Origin of the sequence: Clostridium sp. AF32-7AC, from assembly GCF_003477925.1 — a bacterium.
Taxonomy (GTDB): Bacteria; Bacillota; Clostridia; order Lachnospirales; family Lachnospiraceae; genus Otoolea; species Otoolea fessa.
Genome location: NZ_QUEG01000001.1, coordinates 765531 through 784621 on the forward strand (window position 1 = coordinate 765531; position 19091 = coordinate 784621).

Sequence of the window (19091 nt, forward strand, 5' to 3'; positions counted from 1 at the left end):
AACCCTGTGGGCATGAATTATATAGATGCCGGGATGTTAAAGAATGCATTTCTGGCTGGAGCAAAGGGCCTGGAGGCCAACAAGGAATGGATCAATGAGCTGAACGTATTTCCTGTTCCAGATGGAGATACCGGTACGAACATGACGATGACGATTCTGTCAGCCGCCAGAGAAGTGGCAGCCGTTGAAAATCCGACGATGGAGGCGCTGGCGAGGGCGATTTCCTCCGGTTCCCTGCGTGGCGCACGAGGCAATTCCGGCGTTATCCTTTCACAGCTCTTCCGCGGATTTACGAAAGAGATTAAGACGGTAGATGTCATTACGACGAGTGTTCTCTCAGACGCATTTAACCGTGCGACGGAGACAGCTTATAAGGCAGTTATGAAGCCGAAGGAAGGTACGATTCTGACTGTTGCCAAGGGAATGGCGGATAAAGCGGCAGAACTGGCACCGCAGACCGAGGACGTACTTGAATTTTCAGAGAAAGTATTGGAGTACGGCGAATATGTTTTAAGCCAGACACCGGAGATGCTTCCGGTTCTGAAAGAGGCAGGTGTAGTGGATTCTGGCGGACAGGGTCTGATTCAGGTTATCAAGGGCTGTATTGAGGGCTTAAAAGGAAAAGTCGTGGATATCGACGCGGCAGTTACTCCGTCTGTATCGGGAAATGGAGCGGCAAAAACAGCAACAGGCGCCGGAAGCACGCAGGCAGCGGATATCCGTTTTGGTTATTGTACGGAATTTATTATCAATGCAGAAAAACCGGCGGATGAGACGACAGAGCAGGAGCTGAAAGATTATCTGAGTACGATCGGCGACTCCCTGGTAGTTGTGGCAGATGATGATATTGTCAAGATTCACGTTCATACAAACGATCCAGGTCTGGCGATTCAGAAAGCGTTGACCTACGGTTCTCTGTCCCGCATCAAGATTGACAATATGCGCGAGGAGCATCAGGAGAAACTGATCAAAGATTCCGAACGTCTGGCGGCACAGCAGAAGGCAGAAGAAGAAGCCAAAGAGAAGAAGGAAGAACCACGCAAGAAATATGGATTTATCGCCGTATCGGTCGGAGAAGGTCTTTTTGAGATTTTCAAGGGCATCGGCGCTGACTATATCATCGAGGGCGGACAAACGATGAATCCGAGTACGGAGGATATGCTGGAAGCAATCGAAAAAGTCCATGCCGAGACAGTTTACATTCTGCCGAACAATAAAAATATTATTCTGGCGGCAGAGCAGGCAAAGAGCCTGTCAGAAGATACCAAGGTATATGTAGTTCCGTCCAAGACGGTTCCGCAGGGTATCACGGCGCTGATTAATTTTGCTCCGGATCTGACGGCGGAAGAAAATATGGAACAGATGACCGAGGAGATGAGCCACGTTAAGACCGGTCAGATTACCTACGCAGTCCGCAATACATCGATCGATGGTATGGAGATCGCAGAGGGCGATATCATGGGGATCGGCGACAGCGGCATGCTGGCAGTTGGCAAGAATATCGAGGAGACCGCGATGGAGTCACTTCGTAAGATGGTAGATGATGAGTCTGAGCTTGTGACGATCTATTATGGTGAGGATGTCACGGAAGAGGACGCAGAGGCATTCTGTGAGAAAGCCCGCAAAGAATTTACATCCTGCGAATTTGAATGCCAGAATGGCGGGCAGCCGATTTACTATTATATGATTTCGGTAGAGTAGATTTAGGTCGTTTAAAGTGATTGAAATGCGTTAAATGAATCTGCACGATTGGCTGAGAAAATGCAGATAACGAGAAAATGAATTTTCTATGTGATGGCGCAGATAAAACATTTGACGTATAAAACAAAATAATTCATAAGTATGAAATGAGGCAGGTCAGGGGAGAGATCCCTGCGTCCTGCCTCTCTTTCATTCCAATGTATTCCCGGATTTTTTGTCCGGTAACTGTCCGCGTGGCTGATTTTCCGGAGAATATTCTGAAAAGCAGGAGGAGATAAATGGAACAGCAGAATATAACCGCTGTCAAGGGCATCGGTGAAAAGACGGCAAAGTTATTTCAAAAAATAGGCGTGGAAACGGTGGAAGAACTGCTCCATTATTATCCGCGTGCTTATGATGAGTTTAAGGAACCTCAGCCGATCTCGGAACTGAAGGAGGATACGATCGCGGCAGTCGGCGGAATCCTGGCAAAAACGGCGGATGTGGTGCGGTATGGAACGCGCCTGCAGGTTACGACGGCTGGATTGCGGGACAGCGGAGGCACACTGGCGCTGGCATGGTACAATATGCCCTATCTGCGCGGGACGCTCAAGGCGGGGGAACGCTTTATTTTCCGTGGCCGTGTGGTAAAAAAACGGGGAAGACTTACGATGGAGCAGCCAGAGATCTACCGCCCGGAACAGTATGCGAAAGTCGTGTCGTCTATGCAGCCGGTTTACGGACAGACGAAGGGACTTGGCAATAAGACGATCGCAAAGGCAGTCACGGAAGCCCTCACGATGCGCCAGATGGAACGGGAATATCTGCCGGCTGGTCTGCGGGAAAAGTACGGATTGGCGGAAATCAACTATGCGCTGGAGCACATCCATTTTCCGGCAAACCGGGAAGAACTGATGTTTTCCCGGAAACGTCTTGTGTTTGATGAATTTTTCATGTTCCTAATGTCAGTGCGCCTGCTCAAAGACAAAAAAGAAGATAAAAAGAGCGCATATCCATTTACGTTTTCTGGGGAAATGGCGTCGGTGGAAGAGTGCCTCCCATATGCTCTGACCGGGGCACAGAAAAAGGTAATCCGGGAGGTGTACGCCGATTTGTCCGGCGGGCATATCATGACCCGATTGATTCAGGGCGACGTTGGTTCGGGTAAGACGATTGTGGCGATTCTGGCGTTGCTGCAGGCGGCGGCAAATGGATATCAGGGGGCGCTGATGGTGCCGACGGAGGTACTGGCGCGCCAGCATTACGAGTCGATGACCGAATTGTTTGCGTCGCTGGGAATCACATATCGTCCGGTGCTTCTGACCGGTTCGATGACAGCAAAGGAAAAACGGCTTGCCAGAGAGTCGATTGAAAATCATGAGGCAGATATCGTGATTGGAACCCACGCGCTGATTCAGGAAAAAGTGGTGTACGACAATCTGGCATTGGTAATCACGGATGAACAGCACCGTTTTGGAGTGGCGCAGCGGGAAATGCTGAGCAAAAAAGGCGGCGAGCCGCATGTGCTTGTCATGAGTGCGACGCCGATCCCGCGGACGCTGGCGATTATTTTATATGGGGATCTTGATATTTCCATCATCGATGAACTTCCGGCAAACCGGCAGCCGATCAAGAACTGTGTCGTGAACCGTGAATTTCGCCCGAATGCCTACCGTTTCATCGAAAATGAAGTCCGCGCCGGCCGTCAGGCATACGTCATCTGCCCGATGGTCGAGCCGAGCGAGATGCTGGAGGCAGAGAACGTCATCGATTATACCGAAGAGCTGCGCCGCGCCCTGTCCCCGTCGATCCGGGTGGAATATCTGCACGGAAAGATGAAGGGAAAAGAAAAAAATGCGATCATGGAAGCATTTGCGGCAAATGAGATTCATGTGCTGGTATCCACCACGGTCATCGAGGTCGGAATCAATGTCCCGAATGCTACCGTTATGATGATCGAAAATGCCGAGCGTTTCGGTCTGGCGCAGCTCCATCAGCTCCGCGGCCGTGTCGGTCGAGGAAAAGATCAGTCCTACTGCATCATGGTCAACGCCTCCGGCGAGGAAGACGCCGGAAAGCGGCTGGATATTCTCAATAAGTCAAATGACGGCTTCTACATCGCCTCCGAAGACTTAAAACTGCGCGGTCCCGGCGACCTATTTGGCGTCCGCCAGAGCGGTGATCTCGAATTCCATTTAGCAGATATATTTGCAGATGCAGATATATTGAAGGCAGTTTCGGATGAAGTGAAGAGATTAATGGATAAAGATCCGCTGTTGGAGGCGGAGGAGAATCAGGAGCTGAAACGGAAGATGAATGGGTATTTAGAGAGAGGATGGGAGAAGGTGAATTTGTGATGGGGATGGATTGAATTGCAAATCGCGGTTTGAGTAGATTAATTAGAAAAAGCTCCTGCATACACAGAATGAACATTCATCTGTGTATGCAGGAGTTTTTTGAAATTTCCAGCCGTTTATCAGCCGTCAATTCTCATTACATCTGTCCCTCGTTATACCGCTTAATCAGCTTCTGGATCTTCGCCGTCGGTGTCAGTGCGTTCTCCAGAGATACGTTATGGTTCAGGGAGTTGATGATTGCAGCGATAAACTTGCTCATATCAGCTTCTACATACCAGTCACGTTTAAGAAGTTCCGGCGTGTGGTAGTTTAAGTTGGTGGTTACGACGCAGTCGAGGTAACCTTTTGCGAAAAATTCGTCGAATTTCTCAAGTCCGTTGGTGAACAGACCGAAGGTAGCGCATACAACGACGCGTTTTGCCTTGCGCTCTTTGAGGGCGCGGCAGGTGTCCAGCATGCTCTCGCCGGAGGAGATCATGTCATCGATGATGAGAACGGTCTTTCCTTCAACGGAAGAACCTAAGAACTCATGGGCAACGATCGGGTTACGTCCATTGACAACACGGGAGTAATCGCGGCGTTTGTAGAACATACCCATGTCAACACCCAGGTTGTTTGCCAGATATACGGCGCGGGACATAGCGCCCTCGTCCGGGCTGATAACCATTAGGTTGTCCTTGTCGATCTTTAAGGTTTTGTCATGGTTCAGTAATGCCTTGATAAACTGGTAGGTCGGCATGAAATTATCAAAACCGCTTAACGGAATGGAGTTCTGTACACGCGGGTCATGTGCATCGAAGGTAATGATGTTGCTTACGCCCATCTGAATCAGTTCTTCGAGCATCATCGCGCAGTCAAGGGATTCACGACCGCTGCGCTTGTGCTGGCGTCCTTCATATAAGAACGGCATGATAACATTGACACGATGTGCGGTAGCAATGGATGCGCCGATGATACGTTTTAAATCCTGATAATGGTCGTCCGGGGACATATGATTGGTAAATCCGCTCATTTTGTAGGTCAGGCTGTAGTTGGTTACATCGACCATGGCGTAAATATCGGTACCACGGACAGACTCATTGACGATGCCTTTTGCTTCACCGCTTCCGAAACGCGGGCACGCGCAGTCAAGCATGTAGGAATCAGCATCATAGCCGCGGTACTGTAAATTTTCCTGACGTTTTTTCAGGACTTCAATATCGTTGCGGCGGAAATTGATAATGTGGGAGTTGACTTTCTCAGCCAGATCCCGGCAGCTCTCCAGTGCGGCAATTTTAAGCGGCGCAACCGGAAGCGTGTCATTAAACACGTAGTCATTCGACATGATTATACCTCCAAACAGTGTAGGTCCTTCGATGCATGCGGGCAGAGCGTACAAGTTTGTCTGCCATTTGCAGGACATAATACAACTACTTTATACCATTTTATGATAAGAAACGTCAATAGCAAATGAGAAAATTACAAAAAAAATCAAATATTTGGCGTGCTTCCCCAAAAATCCACATCTGCGAATCGGAAGCACAACTTTACAAAAAAGCTGATTACTGTTAATATAATACTGGATTCTTAGGGTTTAAAAATATTTGAAATGAGGATTTTATAAATGAAAAAAGGTCATCTGATAAAATCGGTCGATCCGGGCTCGATTGCGGAGGAAATGGAGCTGGAGCCGGGGGACGTCCTTTTGACGATCGATGGAGATGAGATAGAGGATATTTTTGATTATGAATATAAGATAAACAGCGAGGAGATCACGCTGCTGGTCCGCAAGAAGAACGGCGAGGAGTGGGAACTGGATATCGTAAATGAGTATCAGGATCTGGGGATTACCTTTGAAAATGGTCTGATGAGCGATTATCGTTCCTGCAGGAATAAGTGCATCTTCTGTTTCATCGACCAGATGCCGCCAGGCATGCGTGAGACACTGTATTTTAAGGACGATGATTCCAGACTTTCGTTCCTGCAGGGCAACTATATCACGCTGACGAATATGAAGGATAAGGATATTGAGCGGATTATCCGGTTTAAGCTGGCGCCGATCAATATTTCAGTGCAGACGACAAATCCGGAGCTGCGCTGCAAGATGCTTCATAACCGTTTTGCCGGTGAGGCACTCCAGAAAATCGACCGCCTGTATGAGGCGGATATCCCGATGAATGGTCAGATCGTTTTATGCCGGGGCGTCAATGACGGGGCGGAGTTAGACCGTTCGATCCGTGATCTGACGAAATACATTCCGGCGATGCAGAGTGTTTCGGTCGTGCCGGTCGGTCTCTCGAAGTACCGCGATGGTCTGTATCCGCTTGAGCCGTTTACACCGGAGCAGTTGGGCGATACCATTGATTTGATAGAGAAATGGCAGAAGAAGATCTATGCGGAACACGGTATTCACTTCATTCACGCCAGCGATGAGTTTTACATGGGCGCCGGGCGCCCGCTTCCGGAAGCGGATCGCTATGATGGCTATATCCAGCTGGAAAATGGGGTCGGCATGATTCGCCTGATGGAGGAGGAGATAGCCGAGGCTCTGGAGCAGCTGCATCCGGGCGAGGCTGGCGAGGTGTGTCCGGAGGAGATTTCGATTGCAACGGGACGGCTGGCTGCCCCGTATATTGAGCAGTATGTAGAGCGCGTGTGCCGCCAGTTCCCGGGGAAAAAGGTACATGTATATGCGATCCGCAATGACTTCTTTGGTGAGCGGATCACGGTGGCGGGGCTGATCACGGCAAAGGATCTGATTGCACAGTTAAAGGAACAGCCGCTTGGCAGCCGCCTGCTGCTTCCAAGCGCCATGTTCCGAAGTGGCGAGGAGACATTTCTGGATGATCTGACCCGCACGGATGTACAAAATGCTTTACAAGTTCCGGTGGATATTGTAAAATCAAGCGGACGTGATTTTGTGGAAGCAATTCTGGCTCCTGTGAAGGAGGAAAGCTCCAGGCATGGCGAGTATGAGCCGGATCCGGAGGAATTTGCCGCTCAGATGGATGATAACTGGCAGGAAGAAGATCTGGATGGCGTACAGGTGTACGCATATGAGCCGGAAGACCTGGATTAGGATGCCCCGGACGAAGTCGTTTGTTTTGAAGAGGAAGACTTAGATCTGGAGGATGAGAAAGAAACGTGATGGCTGGAAATACAGTGGAAAACGTGCTTTCGGACACACAGAAAGAAAGCGTCTGGATGTGAAATGCATCACAATGAATGAAACAAGTAACTGGACAATAAAAATAGCAGTTGTGGATTTACAAACCAGTTGCGGAGCATGAAAATAAATGGAGGCATAAATATGAAAAAGAAACCGGTGGTGGCGGTCGTTGGACGTCCAAACGTGGGAAAATCCACCCTTTTCAACGTCCTTGCGGGCGATATGATTTCGATTGTAAAAGATACTCCAGGTGTAACGCGTGACCGTATTTACGCGGACTGTACCTGGTTAGACCATTCTTTTACTCTGATCGATACTGGCGGTATCGAGCCGGATACGAAGGATATTATCCTGTCCCAGATGCGTGAGCAGGCGGAGATCGCGATCGCGACGGCGGATGTGATCCTGTTTATCGTAGATGTGCGTCAGGGCATGACCGATTCGGATTCCAAGGTGGCGGATATGCTGCGTAAATCGAGAAAACCGGTTGTTCTGGCGGTCAATAAAGTAGACAATCCGGCGAAATTTGGCAATGACGTCTATGAGTTCTACAACCTCGGTATCGGTGATCCGGTAGCGATCTCGGCAGCCTCTCGTCTGGGATTGGGCGATCTGCTGGATGCAGTCGTGGCACATTTCCCGGAGGGAAGCGGCGACGAGGAAGAGGATGACCGTCCGAGAGTGGCGATTGTCGGAAAACCAAACGTAGGTAAATCTTCTATTATAAATAAGCTTCTGGGCGAGAACCGCGTCATCGTATCGGATATCGCCGGTACGACCCGCGATGCAGTCGATACAGAGATTGTCCGCAACGGTGCCGAGTATGTCTTTATCGATACGGCAGGTCTGCGCCGCAAGAGCAAGATCAAGGAGGAGCTGGAGCGCTACAGCATCATCCGTACCGTAACGGCGGTTGAGAGAGCGGATGTGGTTCTGATGGTCATCGACGCGAAAGAGGGAGTAACCGAGCAGGATGCAAAGATTGCCGGTATCGCCCATGAGCGTGGAAAAGGTATTATCATCGTGGTAAATAAATGGGATGCGATCGATAAGACCGATAAGACTATTTATGAGTACACCAATAAGATTAAGACCGTTCTGTCCTTTATTCCGTATGCGGAGTTCGTGTTCGTATCCGCACTGACCGGACAGCGTATGAATAAGCTGTTTGAGATGATCGACATGGTGCGCGAAAATCAGACACTGCGTATTGCAACCGGCGTTCTCAATGAGATCCTGGCAGAGGCAGTGGCACTGCAGCAGCCGCCGTCTGACAAGGGCAAGCGTTTAAAGCTCTACTATATGACACAGGTAGCGGTCAAACCGCCGACATTCGTTGTGTTTGTCAATGATAAGGAACTGATGCATTTCTCATATACACGGTATCTCGAGAACAAGATCCGTGACGCATTCGGATTCAAGGGAACTTCCTTAAAATTCCTGATCCGCGAGAGAAAGGGGAAGGATCAATAATGGAACGTCTCATCTGTATTGTGATTGGCTATATCTTTGGTCTGATCCAGTCCGGCTATCTGTATGGAAAGGCGAATCATATGGATATCCGCCAGTACGGCAGCGGAAATGCCGGTTCTACGAACGTCCTGCGTGTGATGGGAAAGAAAGCGGGCGCGATCGTATTTTTAGGGGACTTTTTCAAGGCGGTGTTTGCAATGGCAGTCTGCCGTCTGCTGTTTAAGGGAAATGCGGACGTGGATCTTCTTGCGTTGTATGCGGGTCTGGGAGTCACACTCGGTCACAATTTCCCGTTTTACCTGAAATTCAAGGGCGGCAAGGGAATTGCCTGCATGGCGGGCATCATGACAGCGATGGATCTGCGGATTACGCTGACCTGTTTCGTGATTTTCTCCGTGACGGTGTTCCTGACCCGCTATGTATCGCTTGGTTCGATTCTTGTGTCGATCACCTTTTTTGCAGAGCTTGTGATCTTTGAGAGCATGGGTTCCTACCGGGTAAGCACGCCGAACCGCATCCAGTTCTATGCACTGGGCGCGATTCTGATGTGCATGGCGATCTGGCGCCATCGGAGCAATATTGGGCGTCTGTTGTCCGGCACAGAAAATAAACTGGGCGCGAAGAAATCATGAGAGAAGAAGAGAGAAAAGCAGGTCGGGAGGTATCAGGATGGCAGCAGTAGGAATTATCGGAGCCGGAACCTGGGGCACAGCCCTGGCGGTGCTTCTGAACAATAATGGACACGATGTGACAATCTGGTCCGCATTTGATACAGAGATCCAGGAAATGAGCCGCACCAGACGGCACAAAAATCTGCCGGAGGTTGTACTTCCGGATCAGATCCAGATGACAGCGGATCTGCGCACCGCGATGGCGGAGAAGGATATGCTGATTATGGCGGTTCCGTCCGTCTATGTCCGCAGTACGGCGGCGAAGATGAAGGAATACCTGCGTTACGGTCAGATTGTTGTGGATGTAGCGAAAGGAATCGAGGAGCAGAGTCTTATGACGATGTCACAGGTCATCGAGGAGGAACTTCCGCTGGCGGAGGTAGCCGTCCTTTCCGGACCGAGCCATGCCGAGGAGGTGAGCCGGGGATTGCCGACCACCTGTGTGGCAGCGGCGCACCGCAAAAAGACTGCCGAGTTCATGCAGAGTGTGTTTATGAGCCCGGTGTTCCGTGTTTACACCAGCCCGGATATGCTGGGCGTGGAAATTGGCGCGGCTCTTAAAAATGTCATTGCGCTGGCAGCCGGTACCGCGGATGGGTTGGGATGCGGCGATAACACAAAGGCGGCGCTGATCACCCGCGGAATTGCGGAGATTGCCCGTCTGGGTATTGCAATGGGCGGAAAACAGCAGACCTTCTACGGATTATCCGGCATCGGTGATTTGATCGTAACCTGTGCGAGCATGCACAGCCGCAACCGCCGGGCGGGGATCCTGATTGGAAAGGGATATACGATGGATGAGGCGATGAAGGAAGTGCAGATGGTTGTCGAGGGCGTTTATTCTGCGAAAGCCGGTCTTCTGCTGGCGCAGAAATACGGCTGCGATATGCCGATCGTTTCCCAGGTCAATCAGGTGCTGTTTGACGGAAAATCTCCGAAAGAGGCGCTGGCGGATCTGATGATGCGCGATCCGCGGATCGAATCGAGCGATCTTCCGTGGGAAGGATAATTCAGGCGGTAGCCGTTTTTCTGAATTTGAGTGATTAAATTCGGGAAAATAGCAATGAGATCTACTATGTTTTTCTGGAAAATGCAGGTGTCCACGTCAGGTGGACAAAAGCTTATAAAAGTGTTTGCTATAACCTGTAAGAATACTTAATATAACTACGAGATCTGGAAAAGAGAGAATTTAGCGAAAAAAAACGAAAATCCGCTAAATTCCCTCTTTTTTAAGTGGTTTTTGTATTGACAATTAGAGGGGTAAAATTTATAATTGCCTCATTCAAATAGTTGTTGTATTCCATTGCAGCATAGAATTGGAGGAGAATATTATGAAAAAAAGAGTAGTTAGTCTTGGACTTGCAGCCATGATGGCGATGTCTATGACCGCTTGCGGTGGCTCTGGAAATGCGAGCACTTCTGAATCAGCAGCAGAAGACGCACAGGGCGCAGAGGGAGCTGACGGCGAAGTATTTAAAATCGGCGGCATCGGACCGATCACCGGTGCGGCTGGCGCTTACGGCGAGGCTGTAAAGAATGGTACTGAGCTGGCAATCAATGAGATCAACGAGGCTGGCGGTATCAATGGTTACCAGGTAGCGTTCAACTTCCAGGATGATGAGAATGATCCGGAGAAGGCGATCAACGCATATAATACCTTAAAAGACTGGAACATGCAGATGCTTCTTGGCACCGTTACTTCCAAGCCGTGTATCGCAGTTGTAGCAGAGACAACAGCAGATAACCTGTTCCAGCTGACTCCGTCCGGATCTGCTGTTGAGAGTATTTCCGGCGACAACGCATTCCGCGTATGCTATTCTGACCCGGATCAGGGACGTGCATCCGCTCAGTACATCGGCGAGCACAAACTGGCAACTAAGATCGCTATCATCTACGACAGCTCCAGCGAATACTCCGATGGTATCCGCGAGTCCTTCGTAGCAGAGGCTCCGAATCAGGGTCTGGAGGTAGTAGCCAGTGAGGCATTTACATCTGATAACAATACCGATTTCTCCGTACAGCTTGATAAAGCAAAAGAGTCCGGCGCTGATCTGGTATTCCTGCCGATCTACTATCAGGAGGCATCTGTTATCCTGAAACAGGCAAACGATAAAGATTTCCACCCGCAGTTCTTCGGCTGTGATGGTATGGACGGTATCCTGAGCGTTGATGGCTTTGATAAGTCCTTAGCAGAAGGTCTGATGCTTCTGACTCCGTTCTCCGTAGACGAGGAGTCCAGCCAGGACTTCGTAACTGCTTATCGTGATGCTTACGGCATCGACCCGCTTCAGTTCGCAGCAGATGCTTACGACGGCGTATATGCAATTAAGGCAGCTGCAGAGAAGGCAGAGATCACACCGGATATGAGCACTTCCGATATCTGCGATGCACTGAAAACAGCTATGACTGAGATCCAGATCGATGGTCTGACCGGTACAGAGATGCACTGGACGGCAGAAGGCGAGCCGCAGAAAGCGCCGAAAGCTGTAGAGATCAAAGACGGCAAATATGAGATGATGCAGTAATTAAAAATTTAAAAACTTCAGAACCGTTGCGGCTATATGTATGTAGCTCTGATGGGACTGTTACTGGATGTCCGGCGGCACAGATGGCTGCCGGGCATTTAGTAACAGCTTTCTTTTTAAAACGGTTCACTGCACATGCTTGCCTGCGACGACGACTGGGTGTTTGCTTTCTGCGGACTGCGAGACGGTCATGTTTGTTCTGCTAAATTCGGTCACAGGTAAACATGTGCAGCGAAATGCGTGTACAGGGAAATGCGAAAACGTAGAAACAAAGAGGTAGGTGTATACATATGAGTTTTCTTTCTTATTTAATCAATGGCATCAGTCTGGGAAGTGTCTATGCGATCATTGCACTGGGCTACACCATGGTTTATGGCATCGCGCGTATGCTGAACTTCGCACACGGCGATATCATCATGGTAGGCGGTTTCACAGTGTTTACGATTGTCACAACGATGGGCGGTTCTCCGGTTGTGGGTATTCTGGCTTCGGTGGTTGTGTGTACAGTGCTGGGCGTTACCATCGAGCGAGTTGCATACAGACCGTTGCGTGACGCGTCCCCGCTGGCAGTTCTGATCACCGCGATCGGTGTCAGTTATCTGCTCCAGAACGTGGCGCTTCTGATTTTTGGTTCCAATGCGAGACAGTTTACATCAGTTATTACTGTACCGGCATTAAAGCTGGCTGGCGGCAAGCTTTCGATCTCCAGTGTCACGATCGTGACGATTTTAAGCTGTATCGTGATTATGGCTGCCCTGATGGCATTTATCAATAAGACGAAAATGGGACAGGCGATGCTGGCGGTTTCTGAGGATCGCGGTGCGGCAACCTTGATGGGTATCAATGTAAACCGCACGATCTCCGTAACCTTTGCGATTGGTTCCGCTCTGGCGGCAGTAGCAGGCGTGCTGCTCTGCTCGGCGTACCCGTCCCTGTCTCCGTACACCGGTTCCATGCCGGGTATCAAGGCATTCGTGGCAGCGGTATTTGGCGGTATCGGTTCGATCCCGGGCGCATTTATCGGCGGTATCCTGCTTGGTATCATTGAAAACCTTGCCAAGGCGTATATTTCCTCCCAGCTTTCTGACGCGATCGTATTCTCTGTCCTGATTATCGTGCTTCTGGTCCGCCCGACCGGTATTCTCGGCAAGAAGATGACGGAGAAAGTATAATAGAGAAAATTATACGATGGTTCATGCCGGGGACTTTTGAAACGGAAAGTGCCGTGTGAAAACAAGATGGTGCATGAACTGCAATAAGCAAGAGAAAGTGCAGGTGTTTAAAATGAATGCATATAAAAATAAAATTCGGATTCAGAATGCGATCACATATGCGATTGTAATCGGCTGTTACATTCTGATTCAGATTATGATGGCAGGCGGCCATGTAAACAGTCTTTTAAGGGGTATTCTGGTTCCACTTTGTACCTATACGATTTTGGCGGTTTCCTTAAACCTCACGGTTGGTATCCTCGGTGAGCTGAGCCTGGGTCATGCCGGATTCATGTGTGCGGGTGCGTTTTCAGGTGCATTTTTTAATCATGCCATGAAAAATCTGATCGCAAGCAACCAGGTACGCTTCATTCTGGCGCTCTTTGTCGGTGCGGCGGTAGCAGCGGTATTTGGTATCCTCATCGGTATTCCGGTTCTGCGTCTGAAAGGAGACTATCTGGCGATTGTAACGCTGGCATTCGGTGAGATCGTTAAAAATATTATCAATGTTCTGTACGTCGGCATCGACGGAAACGGAATCCACGTTTCCATGAAAGATGTAGCTTCCTTAAAGCTGGCAGCGGACGGTCAGGTGATCATCAAGGGTGCACAGGGTATCACAGGTACACCGAAGACGGCGACCTTTACGATCGGCATTATCCTGGTACTCCTGACCCTGTTTATTGTATTGAATATCATCAATTCCCGGACAGGCCGTGCGATCATGGCGATCCGCGACAACCGTATTGCGGCAGAGTCTGTGGGTATCAATATCACGAAATACAAACTGATGGCATTTACCATCTCTGCTTCCTTAGCCGGTGTGGCAGGCGTTCTGTACGCACACAACCTGGCGACGCTGGCAGCGACCCCGAAAAGCTTCGGTTATAATATGTCCATTATGATCCTTGTATTTGTGGTTCTGGGCGGCATCGGAAATATCCGTGGTTCCATGATCGCGGCGGTTATCTTAACCCTGCTTCCGGAGATGCTTCGAAGCCTCAATAATTACCGTATGCTGATTTACGCGGTCGTCCTGATTGCAATGATGCTTTTGACCTCCAGCCCGAAGGCGATCGAGGTCCGCGAGCGCATCTTTTCATCATTCCGGAAAAAGAAGACAGAAGGGGAGGCGTAAATCATGGCAATGCTGGATGTAAAAAATTTAAGTATTTCTTTTGGCGGTCTGAAAGCGGTCGATGATTTCAGCATCACGATAGAAAAAGGACAGCTCTACGGTCTGATCGGACCGAACGGCGCTGGTAAAACGACTATTTTCAACCTTTTGACGGGCGTGTACAAGCCGGATGGCGGACGGATTCTGCTGGATGGAAAGGACATTACCGGTCACAAGGCAATCCAGATCAATCAGGCAGGCATCGCGAGAACCTTCCAGAATATCCGTCTGTTCAAGGAGCTGAGCGTGCTTGACAATGTAAAGGTTGGTCTTCACAACCATCATAAATATTCTACGCTGAGCGGCATTCTGCGTCTTCCGTCCTATTACAAGGTTGAGAAAGAGATGGATGAGCGCGCAATGGAGCTTTTGAAGGTGTTTGACCTCGACAAAGAGTTTGATTATAAGGCATCGAACCTCCCATACGGCAAGCAGAGAAAGCTGGAGATCGCCAGAGCGCTGGCGACCGAGCCGAAGCTTCTGCTTCTTGACGAGCCGGCAGCCGGCATGAACCCGAATGAGACGGCAGAGCTGATGAAGACGATCCGTTTCGTGCGCGATCATTTTGATATGACCGTACTTCTCATTGAGCATGATATGAAGCTGGTCTCCGGTATCTGCGAGCGCCTGACGGTCTTAAACTTCGGTCATATGCTGGCAGAGGGACCGACCAGCGAAGTACTCAGCAATCCAGAAGTTATCAAAGCATATCTGGGAGAATAGGGGGAAGTTTCGTATGTCAATGCTGGAAGTAAAAGATTTACAGGTATATTATGGTGTGATACAGGCACTCAAGGGAATTTCCTTTGAGGTAGAACAGGGCGATGTGGTAGCGCTGATCGGTGCCAACGGAGCCGGAAAGACGACGACGCTTCACACGATCACGGGTCTGCTGCCGTCCAAGGCAGGCAATATCACATTTGAGGGAACGGATATTACCCATGTACCGGGCTATAAGCTGGTATCAATGGGAATCGCCCACGTGCCGGAGGGGCGCCGTGTGTTCGCTTCCCTGACGGTTCTTCAGAACCTGAAAATGGGTGCGTATACGAGAAATGACAAGAAGGAAATTGAAGATACGATCGAAATGATTTACAAGCGTTTCCCGCGTCTGAAAGAGCGCAAGAACCAGCTTGCCGGAACTTTGTCCGGCGGCGAGCAGCAGATGCTTGCGATGGGACGCGCCCTCATGAGCCACCCGCGCCTGATCGTTCTCGACGAGCCGTCGATGGGTCTGTCCCCACTCTATGTTAATGAGATTTTCGATATTATCCAGGAAATCAACAAGGACGGAGTGACCGTTCTTCTGGTCGAGCAGAATGCGAAAAAAGCGCTCTCCATTTCCAACAAAGCATATGTGCTTGAGACGGGCAATATCGTTCTGAGCGGTGATGCGAAAGAACTGATGAATAATGAGAGAGTGAAGAAGGCTTATCTGAGCGAATAAAAATGTTCTGTGAGCCGGAGCTTTCCAAATGGGAATATTCATAACCCCCTTATGGTCTGAATACATTGTATCAGCAGACCAAGGGGGTATTTTTATGGATCATTTTAATGTATACAGCGATATCCAGGCGCGAACCGGCGGCGAGATCTATATTGGGGTGGTTGGTCCGGTTCGGACAGGGAAATCGACCTTTATTAAGCGCTTTATGGAACTTCTCGTCCTTCCGGGGCTGGAAGATGTCCATGCCCGCGAGCGCGCCCGGGATGAACTTCCCCAGTCTTCGGCGGGGAAAACGATCATGACAACGGAACCGAAATTTATCCCTAAAGAGGCGGCAAAGCTCTCGCTTGGGGACGGTGTGGAGGTGCGGGTCCGCCTGATCGACTGCGTCGGTTTCATGGTGGAGGGCGCTGCCGGTCATATTGAAAACGAGAAAGAACGCATGGTGCGGACGCCGTGGTATGAGGAGGAGATCCCATTTACAGCGGCAGCCGAGCTGGGAACGCGCAAGGTCATCACGGATCATTCGACGATCGGGCTTGTGGTTACGGCGGACGGCAGTTTCGGGGAGTTGAAACGGGAGAATTATGTTCCGGCGGAAGAGAAGACCGTGCAGGAACTGAAAAAACTGGGAAAGCCGTTTCTGGTGCTTTTAAACTCGCAGAAACCATATTCGGAGGAGACGCGGGCGCTGGCAGCCCGGATGACCGAAAAATATGAGGTGCAGGTGCTCCCAGTCAACTGTGAGCAGCTGCGCGCCGAGGATATCCGGGAGATTCTGGGGCAGGTGCTTCTGGAATTCCCGGTCACGGAGATCGATTTTTCGATTCCGAAATGGCTGGAGATTCTGCCAAACAGCCATTGGCTTAAATCGGAGGTCATACAGGCAGTTCGGGGGATGATGGATCGGACGGTACATATGCGCGATGTGGCGTTGGCGCTGCCGGAGGAAACCGGGGAAGCGATCCGCCGGATCCGGATTGTATCAATGAAAATGGATGATGGCAGCGTTCAGGCGGTGGTCGAGCTGGACGACGGACATTATTATCAGATCCTCAGCGAGTATGTGGGAATGCCGATCGAGGGCGAGTACCAGCTGATGCAGACCTTGAAGCGGTTGGCGTCGATGCAGAGCGAGTATGAAAAGGCATCCGTGGCGCTCACGCAGGCACGCAAGAAGGGCTATGGGGTTGTCACGCCGGAACGCGGGGAGATCGTTCTCGATGAGCCGCAGGTGGTGCGCCACGGCAATAAATATGGAGTCAAAATGAAAGCGCAGGCGCCGTCCATCAATCTCATCAAGGCGCAGATTGAGACTGAGATCGCGCCGATTGTGGGAAATGAACAGCAGGCAGAGGATTTGATCCGATACATCCGGGAGAATGCTGGAAAAGGTGAGGAAGGCATCTGGGAAACCAATATTTTTGGAAAATCAATCGCCCAGATCGTCGATGATGGGATTCAGGCGAAGATCTCCCAGCTCACTGAGGACTGCCAGGTGAAGCTGCAGGATACGCTGCAGAAAATCATCAATGACAGCAATGGGGGGATGATCTGTATTATTATATAATAGAATGGGTCTGCTCTTGTTGGGAAAATGGTGCGTTGTCTGGAATGGGAATGTGGGACAGATAAGGTGATTTTATGAAAATTTTATCGAAACTTTATCGGGGAAATTGCAAAATTGTCAGAAATCAGTTATAATGAAGCTAATAGCAAAAACACTTTCCGCAAGGGGTATGCGGAAACATAAACGACAGAACAGGGGGCTGATTTTATGAGGCTTACATTTATCGGTGCGGATCATGAGGTTACAGGCAGCTGTCATTTTCTGGAGGCATGCGGGCTGAATATTCTGATTGACTGCGGTATGGAACAGGGGATCAACAAGTATGAAAATGCAGAACTTCCGATTCCGTATTCGGATGTGGACTATGTGTTGGTGACGCACGCCCATATCGATCATGTGGGATTGCTTCCACTTATCTATGCGAGGGGATTCCGCGGACAGATTATGGCGACGCGCGCGACCTGCGATCTGTGTGATATCATGCTGAAAGATTGCGCCCATATCCAGGAGTCAGAAGCGGAGTGGAAAAACCGGAAAGCCATGCGTGCCGGAAAACCGGAGGTGACACCGATTTACACGATGAACGATGCAGAAGGGGTACTGCATCACTTTGTCCCCTGCAATTACAATGAGATTATCCGTCTGAATGACAATCTGGAGATTCGGTTTGTCGATGTGGGACATCTGCTTGGTTCGGCTTCGATCGAGATCTGGATGAAGGAAGACGATTGTTCCAAGAAGATTGTATTTTCAGGTGATATCGGTAACAAAAACAAGCCGCTCATCCGCAGCCCGCAGTACATCCGTCAGGCGGATTATGTTGTCATGGAGAGTACTTACGGCGGTCGGTTCCACAAGAATACAGGCGATCACGTGGAAGAATTTGCCCGCGTGATTCAGGAGACGCTGGATAAGGGCGGCAATGTCGTGATCCCGGCATTTGCGGTCGGCAGAACGCAGGAAGTGTTGAATTACATCCGTATTATCAAGGAGAAGAACCTTGTAACCGGGCACGGCGTATTTCCGGTTTACTTAGACAGCCCGATGGCGGTGGAAGCGACCGGCGTGTTCAAGGACAATATGATGGATTGCTACAATGAAGAGACGAAGGAGCTGGTAAAAAAGGGCATCAATCCGATTTCTTTCCCGGGTCTGCATCTCTCGATCACCAGCAGCGATTCCGTTGCAATCAACTTCAACGAGGAACCGAAGGTTATCATCTCGGCAGCCGGCATGTGTGATGCGGGCCGTATCCGCCATCATCTGAAACACAACCTCTGGAGACCGGAGTGTACGATTTTGTTTGCTGGCTATCAGGCAGTCGGCACACTGGGACGCAGCATTATTGAGGGACGCGAGGAAGTGAAGCTGTTCGGTGAGTCGATCGAGGTCAAAGCACGGATCGAGAAGATCGAGGGCATCAGCGGCCATGCGGACGAGACCGGGCTTTTGGAGTGGGTTGGCAGTTTTATGGAAAAACCGTCCCAGGTCTTCGTGGTACACGGCGATGACACAGTGTGCGATGCATTTGCAGAGACGGTCAAGGAAACTTACGGCATCAATGCGATGGCTCCGTTCTCCGGCAGTTCCTACGACCTGAAAGAGGGATGCTTCGTGACTGTTACGAAGGGTATTCCGATTCAGAAACCGGCAGTGAACGAAGCAACGAAGAAAGCGGCTGGTGTATTTGCCCGCCTGCTGGCAGCCTGCGACCGCCTGCGCCGTGTTGTTATGCATAACGAGGGCGGGGCGAACAAAGATTTAGCACGTTTTGCCGACCAGATCAACTCGCTCTGCGATAAGTGGGACCGCTAAGCTTCAATAATAGACAT

At 50.2% G+C, this 19091-nt stretch carries 14 protein-coding genes; 13 read left to right on the forward strand and 1 reads right to left on the reverse strand.

All coding sequences use genetic code 11. The features are described from left to right. Positions 1 to 6 precede the first annotated feature (6 nt). Entirely contained in the window at positions 7 to 1701 is a 1695-nt protein-coding gene (locus DWZ45_RS03470) for a DAK2 domain-containing protein (protein ID WP_118467622.1), read from the forward strand. A 278-nt stretch (positions 1702 to 1979) separates the two neighbouring features. After that, entirely contained in the window at positions 1980 to 4037 is a 2058-nt protein-coding gene (gene recG / locus DWZ45_RS03475; protein ID WP_118467624.1) for an ATP-dependent DNA helicase RecG, read from the forward strand. A 136-nt stretch (positions 4038 to 4173) separates the two neighbouring features. Here recG and DWZ45_RS03480 read toward each other — a convergent pair whose 3' ends face one another. Next, complete coding sequence (locus DWZ45_RS03480) at positions 4174 to 5361, reverse strand: ribose-phosphate pyrophosphokinase (protein WP_022359714.1); 1188 nt, start codon at positions 5359 to 5361, stop codon at positions 4174 to 4176. 279 nt (positions 5362 to 5640) lie between these two features. Between DWZ45_RS03480 and DWZ45_RS03485 the strand changes: the two genes are divergently transcribed. The 11 genes from DWZ45_RS03485 (at position 5641) to DWZ45_RS03535 (ending at position 19074) form a co-directional block, all read left to right on the forward strand. Then, on the forward strand, positions 5641 to 7095 hold the full coding sequence (locus tag DWZ45_RS03485) for a DUF512 domain-containing protein (protein WP_118467626.1): 1455 nt from the start codon (positions 5641 to 5643) through the stop codon (positions 7093 to 7095). Positions 7096 to 7326: 231 nt separating this feature from the next. Further along, complete coding sequence (der, locus tag DWZ45_RS03490; protein WP_118467628.1) at positions 7327 to 8658, forward strand: ribosome biogenesis GTPase Der; 1332 nt, start codon at positions 7327 to 7329, stop codon at positions 8656 to 8658. Next, the gene (gene plsY / locus DWZ45_RS03495; RefSeq protein ID WP_022359710.1) at positions 8658 to 9290 is read left to right on the forward strand and encodes a glycerol-3-phosphate 1-O-acyltransferase PlsY; all 633 of its coding nucleotides are present in this window, start codon (positions 8658 to 8660) and stop codon (positions 9288 to 9290) included. Before der ends, plsY begins: the two co-directional genes overlap by 1 nt. A gap of 37 nt (positions 9291 to 9327) precedes the next feature. Continuing rightward, positions 9328 to 10338 carry an NAD(P)H-dependent glycerol-3-phosphate dehydrogenase gene (locus DWZ45_RS03500; RefSeq protein WP_118467629.1) on the forward strand — a complete coding sequence of 337 codons (1011 nt, stop codon included), beginning with the start codon at positions 9328 to 9330 and terminating at the stop codon, positions 10336 to 10338. A 322-nt stretch (positions 10339 to 10660) separates the two neighbouring features. Then, positions 10661 to 11854 (forward strand): ABC transporter substrate-binding protein, encoded by a 1194-nt coding sequence (locus DWZ45_RS03505; RefSeq protein ID WP_118467631.1) that lies wholly within the window; start codon positions 10661 to 10663, stop codon positions 11852 to 11854. A 290-nt stretch (positions 11855 to 12144) separates the two neighbouring features. Next, positions 12145 to 13026, forward strand: coding sequence for a branched-chain amino acid ABC transporter permease (locus DWZ45_RS03510; RefSeq protein WP_117795313.1), 882 nt, complete (start codon positions 12145 to 12147; stop codon positions 13024 to 13026). Positions 13027 to 13138: 112 nt separating this feature from the next. Then, positions 13139 to 14203 (forward strand): branched-chain amino acid ABC transporter permease, encoded by a 1065-nt coding sequence (locus tag DWZ45_RS03515; protein ID WP_118467633.1) that lies wholly within the window; start codon positions 13139 to 13141, stop codon positions 14201 to 14203. A 3-nt stretch (positions 14204 to 14206) separates the two neighbouring features. Then, positions 14207 to 14965: an ABC transporter ATP-binding protein gene (locus tag DWZ45_RS03520; RefSeq protein WP_022359705.1), complete on the forward strand. Its 759-nt coding sequence runs from the start codon at positions 14207 to 14209 to the stop codon at positions 14963 to 14965. Positions 14966 to 14978: 13 nt separating this feature from the next. Beyond that, a complete protein-coding gene (locus DWZ45_RS03525; RefSeq protein WP_022359704.1) occupies positions 14979 to 15689 on the forward strand; it encodes an ABC transporter ATP-binding protein in 711 nt (236 codons plus the stop codon). A gap of 94 nt (positions 15690 to 15783) precedes the next feature. Continuing rightward, positions 15784 to 17259 (forward strand): stage IV sporulation protein A, encoded by a 1476-nt coding sequence (spoIVA, locus tag DWZ45_RS03530; RefSeq protein ID WP_106999830.1) that lies wholly within the window; start codon positions 15784 to 15786, stop codon positions 17257 to 17259. A gap of 207 nt (positions 17260 to 17466) precedes the next feature. Then, a complete protein-coding gene (locus DWZ45_RS03535; protein WP_117795317.1) occupies positions 17467 to 19074 on the forward strand; it encodes an MBL fold metallo-hydrolase in 1608 nt (535 codons plus the stop codon). The last annotated feature ends 17 nt before the right edge of the window (positions 19075 to 19091 follow it).

Excerpts from the sequence above, each read along its gene's own strand:
- recG (WP_118467624.1), top strand. The coding sequence starts at position 1,980 with ATGGAACAGCAGAATATAACCGCTGTCAAGGGCATCGGTGAAAAGACG.
- DWZ45_RS03480 (WP_022359714.1), bottom strand. The coding sequence starts at position 5,361 with ATGTCGAATGACTACGTGTTTAATGACACGCTTCCGGTTGCGCCGCTT.
- DWZ45_RS03485 (WP_118467626.1), top strand. The coding sequence starts at position 5,641 with ATGAAAAAAGGTCATCTGATAAAATCGGTCGATCCGGGCTCGATTGCG.
- der (WP_118467628.1), top strand. The coding sequence starts at position 7,327 with ATGAAAAAGAAACCGGTGGTGGCGGTCGTTGGACGTCCAAACGTGGGA.
- plsY (WP_022359710.1), top strand. The coding sequence starts at position 8,658 with ATGGAACGTCTCATCTGTATTGTGATTGGCTATATCTTTGGTCTGATC.
- DWZ45_RS03500 (WP_118467629.1), top strand. The coding sequence starts at position 9,328 with ATGGCAGCAGTAGGAATTATCGGAGCCGGAACCTGGGGCACAGCCCTG.
- DWZ45_RS03505 (WP_118467631.1), top strand. The coding sequence starts at position 10,661 with ATGAAAAAAAGAGTAGTTAGTCTTGGACTTGCAGCCATGATGGCGATG.
- DWZ45_RS03510 (WP_117795313.1), top strand. The coding sequence starts at position 12,145 with ATGAGTTTTCTTTCTTATTTAATCAATGGCATCAGTCTGGGAAGTGTC.
- DWZ45_RS03515 (WP_118467633.1), top strand. The coding sequence starts at position 13,139 with ATGAATGCATATAAAAATAAAATTCGGATTCAGAATGCGATCACATAT.
- DWZ45_RS03520 (WP_022359705.1), top strand. The coding sequence starts at position 14,207 with ATGGCAATGCTGGATGTAAAAAATTTAAGTATTTCTTTTGGCGGTCTG.
- DWZ45_RS03525 (WP_022359704.1), top strand. The coding sequence starts at position 14,979 with ATGTCAATGCTGGAAGTAAAAGATTTACAGGTATATTATGGTGTGATA.
- spoIVA (WP_106999830.1), top strand. The coding sequence starts at position 15,784 with ATGGATCATTTTAATGTATACAGCGATATCCAGGCGCGAACCGGCGGC.
- DWZ45_RS03535 (WP_117795317.1), top strand. The coding sequence starts at position 17,467 with ATGAGGCTTACATTTATCGGTGCGGATCATGAGGTTACAGGCAGCTGT.